Genomic DNA, 6058 nt, shown 5'->3' on the forward strand with positions numbered 1-6058 from the left:
CGAGGTCGCGCAGCCGGGCCGCCATCCGCTCGCCGACGGCGGCGGCGCGCTCGGCGAGGCCGTGGGCGGCGACGTACCGCAGGGTGGCGGCGCCGGCGGCCATGGCGAGGGTGTTGCCGCGGAAGGTGCCGGTGTGGGCGCCGGGCCGCCAGCCGTCGTAGTCCTCGCAGTAGACGACGACGGCGAGCGGGAGGCTGCCGCCGATGGCCTTGGAGAGCACCATGGCGTCCGGGACGATGCCGCTGTGCTCGACGGCCCACATCCGGCCGGTGCGGCCGACGCCGGTCTGCACCTCGTCGACGATCAGCGGGATGCCGCGCTCGGCGGTGATGCGGCGCATCGCGCGGAGCCAGCCGTCGGGGGCGGGCACGACGCCGCCCTCGCCCTGGACGGCCTCCAGGACCATCGCGGCCGGGGTCGTCACGCCGCCGGACGGGTCATCGAGCAGTCGCTCGACGTAGGTGGCGGACAGGCCCGCGCCCGCGTCGCCGCCGACGCCGAACGGGCAGCGGTAGCCGTAGGGGTAGGGCAGCCGGACGACCTCGCCGCCGCTCGGGAGGGGTTCCTTGACGGCGGTGTTGCCGGTGAGGGCGAGGGCGCCGGCGGTCATGCCGTGGTAGGCGCCGGTGAAGGCGAGGGCGCTGGATCGGCCGGTGGCGGTCTGCATCAGTTTGAGCGCGGCCTCGACGGCGTCCGTCCCGGCCGGGCCGCAGAAGTGCACGCGGGCGCGCGCGGCGAACTCGGGCGGCAGGCTCTCGAAGAGGGCGGTGGTGAAGTCGTCCTTCTCGGCGGTGGCGAGGTCGAGCAGGTGCAGGGGCGCGCCGCTGTCGAGGGTGCGGCGGATCGCCTCCAGCACCACCGGGTGGTTGTGCCCGAGGGCGAGCGTCCCGGCGCCGGAGAGGCAGTCGAGGTAGCGCCGTCCGTCCGCGCCCTCGACGGTCATGCCGTTCGCCCGGACGGGGACGATCGGGAACGAGCGGGCGTACGTCCGGGCGGAGGACTCGCGGACGCGCTGGCGGCGAAGGACGGCCTCGCCGGGCGCCTGGGCGGGAATGGCGGCGAGCGACAAGACGGACCCCCAAGAGAAGTTAGGTAAGCCTAACTTTATCGCCCCTGACCTGGCCGGACGCCCCGGGGTGCGCGGAACCACCCGACCGGGTGAACTGCCCCCGGTCTTCCCAACGAGCGCGCGGACCATAGGTCACGGCCCACGGAAAATCTTCCGCCCGACCCTTCGGGGCGCGGAGACTCCCAAGGGTGCGCCGACACTCCAAGCACTCCAAGCACTCCATGCACTCCATGCACGACGGGGGCTGCGCGGCACCGCGGGCGCTTCACGCGCGGCGTCCGGCCGGCCCGTCCCCCGCCTTCCAGCGGTAGCAGAGCTCCGGCCGCCCGACGCTCCCGTACTGCGGCTCGCGCACGGCGAGCCCGGTGTCGACGAGGTGTTCGAGGTACCGGCGCGCGGTGATCCGCGAGACCCCGGCGGCAGCGCCCGCGGCGGCGGCCGACAGCCCGGTCGCGGCCTCGCGCAGCACGCCCACGATGGTGTCGAGGGTCGGGGCGCTGAGGCCCTTGGGCAGGGCGGTCCGCTCGGGCGTGCGCAGCAGGGCGAGCGCCTGGTCGACCTCGTCCTGGCCGATCGCCTCGCCGGTGCGGCCGAGACTGTCGCGGTAGCGGGCGTAGCGTTCGAGGCGGTCGTGCAGGGCGGCGGCGCTGAACGGTTTCAGCAGGTACTGGACGACCCCCGCCGAGACCGCCTGCCGGACCATGGCGAGGTCGCGGGCCGAGGTCACCGCGATGACGTCGGTGGTGTGACCGGCGGCGCGCAGCGTGCGGCAGAGCTGGAGGCCGTGGCCGTCCGGGAGGTAGAGGTCGAGCAGGGTGAGGCCGACGGGGGTCCCGGCGGCGCGGGCGCGTTCCAGGAAGCGCAGCGCGTCGGCGCAGCTGTGGACCGTGCCGACGGCGCGGAAGCCGGGCTCGCGCTCGACGTAGAGGGTGTGCGCGGCGGCGGCGACGGGGTCGTCCTCGACAATCAGCACCGAAATGCCGGAGGCGGCCCCGGCGGCGCCCGGCGGTCCGAAGCCGGCGGTCACGAGACCACCCCCGCTCTCTCCGCACTCGCAGCCATCCCCGTACTCGCGGCCCTCCCCGTGAGCGGCAGCCGGACGGTGAGCACCGCGCCGCGCTCGCGGCCGACCTCGACCGTGCCGCCGTTGCGCCGGGCGGCCTGGGCGACGAGGGCCAGTCCGAGGCCGTGGCCGCGGCCGTCCTGCTTGGTGCTCCAGCCGCGCCGGAACACGTCCTCGACGGCCGCCGGGTCGATGCCCGCCCCGGTGTCGGCGACGCGCAGCACCAGGTGCTCGGCCCCGCCGTCGAGGCCGTCGGAGGCGAGGCCGTCGGAGGCGAGGCCGTCGGAGGCGATCCGCGCGGTCACGGTGACCTCGGGCGGGACGGGGCTCTCGGCGGCGCCGGCGATCGCGGCGTCCACGGCGTTGTCGATCAGGTTGCCGAGCACGGTGATGAGGTCGCGCGCGGAGAGGCCGGGCGGCAGGACGCCGTCGTCGATGCGGCTGTCGTCGGTGAGGGTCAGTTCGACGCCGCGCTCGGCCGCCTGGGCCGCCTTGCCGAGCAGCAGCGCGGCCAGCACGGGTTCGCCGACGGCGGCGACGACCCGGTCGGTGAGCTGCTGGGCGAGGGCGAGTTCGGCGGTGGCGAACTCCACCGCCTGTTCGTGGCGCCCGAGTTCGATGAGCGAGACGACGGCGTGCAACCGGTTGGCGGCCTCGTGCGCCTGCGCGCCGAGCGCCTCGGTGAAGCCGCGCACGGAGTCCAACTCGCCGCTGAGCGACTGCAGTTCGGTGTGATCGCGGAGGGTGACGACGCGGCCGAGGCCGGTACCGATGGTGGAGGTGTTGAGCACGACGACCCGTTCGGCGGTCAGGTGCACCTCATCGCGGACCGGCTCGTCGCCGAGCACGGCCGCCACGAGCGCCTCCGGCAGGCCGAGTGCGTCGACCGACCGTCCGTCCACCACCCCTTCCAGGCCGAGGAGTTCGCGGGCGGCGTCGTTGCACAGCACCACCCGGTGCGCGCGGTCGAGCAGGACCAGGCCCTCGCGCACGGAGCGCAGCGTCGCCTGGTGGTACTCGTAGAGGTGGCTGAGTTCGGCCGGTCCCATACCGTGAGTGTGCCTGCGCAGACGGGAGTTGGCGAGGTACGTGCCGGCCCCGCCGACGGCGAGCGCGGCCACCGCGACCCCGACCAGCGCCAGCAGCGGGCCGGTCAGCTGCTTCGAGATGCTCTCCAGCGTGATGCCCGTGCTCACGAGCGCGATCACCCGGTGCCGGTCGTCCAGGACGGGCGTGACCACGCGCACCGACGGGCCGAGCGTGCCGGTGTACGTCTCGCTGCGGGTCTGCCCGGCGAGCGCCCAGTCGATGTGCCCGAGGAAGCGCTTGCCGATCTGCTCGGGCAGCGGGTGGGTCCAGCGCACGCCGTCGGTGTTCATGACGGTGATGAACGAGACCCCGGTGTCGGCGCGGACCTGCTCGGCGTACGGCTGGAGGACGGCGGTCGGGTCGGGCCCGGTGACGGCGGAGCGGACGGTCGGCGAGTCGGCGACGGCGTGGGCGACGGCGGTCACCTCGCGGCGGGCGGCCGCCTCGGTGCGGTCGGCGGTGTACAGGTACGCGAGCACGGCACCGCCCGCCACCACGGCGGCCACGATGACGACCTGGACGGCGAACAGCTGCCCGGCCAGGCTGCGGACCAGGCGGCGCGGGTCGGCGAACAGCCGTCGCGGGTCGGGGTGCAGCCGGCGCGGCGCGGTGGCAGTGGGGGTGCGCACGGACATGCCTGCCAGTGTGCACCACCCGTCCGCACGCCTGAGGGGTGCGCGCGCTTCGCGCAGGACCGGGACGGTCGCGCGTGCGGCGCATTGCGGTCGTGAACTCTATGTACGTAAACGTGACCTCCGTCACCCCCGGGGCCGATAGTCGGAGCGGCCCACCACCCGGGGCCGCCAGGACTGCAGGGCGAAGGAGCCGCAGATGTCGATCGCTGGAGCCGCACAGCCGACGGGGGGCAGACGCGAGGAGGAGCCGGACGGGCACCGCGCACCGGAGGGGGCCGGACTGGCTTCCGCCGGGCAGCGCCCCGCCGAGCAACCGCCCGCCGCGAAGCGGGACCGCACCCACTACCTCTACCTGGCCGTCATCGCCGCCGTGATCGCGGGCGTGGTGGTCGGTCTGGCCGCCCCTGGGTTCGCGGTCGAGCTGAAGCCGGTGGGGACGGGCTTCGTCAACCTCATCAAGATGATGATCAGTCCGGTCATCTTCTGCACCATCGTGCTCGGCATCGGCTCGGTCACCAAGGCCGCCAAGGTCGGCAAGGTCGGCGGACTGGCGATCGGCTACTTCCTCGTCATGTCGACGGTCGCGCTCGCGATCGGCCTCGTGGTCGGCAACCTCCTGGAGCCGGGCGGCGGCCTGCACCTGACCGCCGCGCTGGCCAAGTCCGGCCACGCGCAGGCGGCGGCAGGTGGCGCGCAGTCCACCGCCGACTTCCTGCTCGGGATGATCCCGAACACCCTGGTCTCGGCCCTCACCGAGGGCAAGGTGCTGCAGACCCTGCTGGTCGCGCTGCTCGTCGGCTTCGCCCTGCAGGCGATGGGACCGGCCGGCGCCCCGGTGCTGCGCGGCGTCGAGCACGTCCAGCGGCTCGTCTTCCGGGTCATGGCGATGATCATGTGGGTCGCGCCGGTCGGCGCCTTCGGTGCCATGGCGGCCGTGGTCGGGGCGACCGGCACCGCGGCGCTCAAGAGCCTCGCCGTCATCATGATCGGCTTCTACGTCACGTGTGCCCTGTTCGTCGTGGTGGTCCTGGGCACGCTGCTGCGGCTGGTCGCCGGGGTCAACGTGTTCGCGCTGCTGCGCTACCTCGGCCGCGAGTTCCTGCTGATCCTCTCCACGTCGTCGTCCGAGAGCGCACTGCCGCGCCTGATCGCCAAGATGGAGCACCTGGGCGTCAGCCGCCCGGTCGTCGGCATCACCGTGCCGACCGGCTACAGCTTCAACCTCGACGGCACCGCGATCTACCTCACCATGGCGTCGATCTTCATCTCCGAGGCGATGGACAAGCCGATGTCGATCGGCGAGCAGCTCTCGCTGCTGGTCTTCATGGTGATCGCCAGCAAGGGCGCGGCCGGGGTCACCGGCGCCGGGCTCGCCACGCTGGCCGGCGGGCTGCAGTCGCACAAGCCGGCGCTGGTGGACGGGGTCGGGCTGATCGTCGGTATCGACCGGTTCATGTCCGAGGCCCGGGCGCTGACCAACTTCGCGGGCAACGCCGTCGCCACCGTCCTCATCGGCCGCTGGACGGGCGAGTTCGACGCCGAGCGGGCGCGCCGGGTACTGGCGGGCGAGCTGCCGTTCGACGAGCGGACGCTCATCGACACGCACGGCGGGCAGGACGCGGCACCGGCGGCCGTGGACCCGGCGCCCGCTCCGGTGACGAGCGGCGCCCCGGCGGCGGCCTGAGGTCCCACCCCCCGACTCCCCGCCCGGCGCTGCTTGACTACCCCCGGAATGGCGCCGGGCCGGGGATGCCGCCGAGGGCTGAACGGCGGCAAACGACAGCTGACAGATAACAGATTTCAAACTCTGTTATCTGTCAGCTGTTATCTGTTCGCCGTCCGCTGTCGGGCTGTCGAGCTGCCCGCCGTCCGCCGTCCGCCGCCTGCCCACCGCACGCCCACCGTCATAGCTCCTCGGACCCACTGACCGCCCACGCGAGCCCGCACGCCGGATCCTCCAGGGCCACATGCAGATGCCGCAGGCCGTCCGCCGGCTCGCACCACGTGAAGCACCGCATGCGAGCCACCAGCGCGTTCACCTCGCCCCGGTCCGGGCCGTCCGCCCCCGCCATCGCACCGAGCGCCCGCCACAGCGCGAGCCGCCCGTGCGCAGCTCCGCGCGCCGGGTCGACCGCTCCCGCCTGCACGAGCGCCGGCACGGCGAGCGCGAACGGCAGGTATCCGCCGGTCACCAGACCGCTG

4 protein-coding genes and 1 pseudogene are annotated in these 6058 nt (G+C 74.0%); 1 reads left to right on the forward strand and 4 read right to left on the reverse strand.

What is annotated here, in order from left to right; all coding sequences use genetic code 11:
* The 3 genes from AB0O00_RS18475 to AB0O00_RS18485 form a co-directional block, all read right to left on the reverse strand.
* The coding region (locus AB0O00_RS18475) for a diaminobutyrate--2-oxoglutarate transaminase family protein (RefSeq protein ID WP_363653016.1) at positions 1–1069 on the reverse strand (1069 nt) is incomplete at its 3' end.
* Between the two features lie 265 nt (positions 1070–1334).
* Positions 1335–2096 (reverse strand): response regulator, encoded by a 762-nt coding sequence (locus AB0O00_RS18480; protein ID WP_363653018.1) that lies wholly within the window; start codon positions 2094–2096, stop codon positions 1335–1337.
* A complete protein-coding gene (locus AB0O00_RS18485; protein ID WP_363653020.1) occupies positions 2093–3856 on the reverse strand; it encodes a sensor histidine kinase in 1764 nt (587 codons plus the stop codon). Before AB0O00_RS18485 ends, AB0O00_RS18480 begins: the two co-directional genes overlap by 4 nt.
* A gap of 196 nt (positions 3857–4052) precedes the next feature.
* Between AB0O00_RS18485 and AB0O00_RS18490 the strand changes: the two genes are divergently transcribed.
* Entirely contained in the window at positions 4053–5540 is a 1488-nt protein-coding gene (locus AB0O00_RS18490) for a cation:dicarboxylase symporter family transporter (protein WP_363653022.1), read from the forward strand.
* A 220-nt stretch (positions 5541–5760) separates the two neighbouring features.
* On the opposite strand, the pseudogene AB0O00_RS18495 reads toward AB0O00_RS18490, so the two are convergent.
* Positions 5761–6058 (reverse strand): annotated as a pseudogene (locus tag AB0O00_RS18495) (hypothetical protein); the annotation flags it as partial.

It is taken from the genome of Kitasatospora sp. NPDC093558 (assembly GCF_040683475.1).
Lineage (GTDB): Bacteria > Actinomycetota > Actinomycetes > Streptomycetales > Streptomycetaceae > Kitasatospora.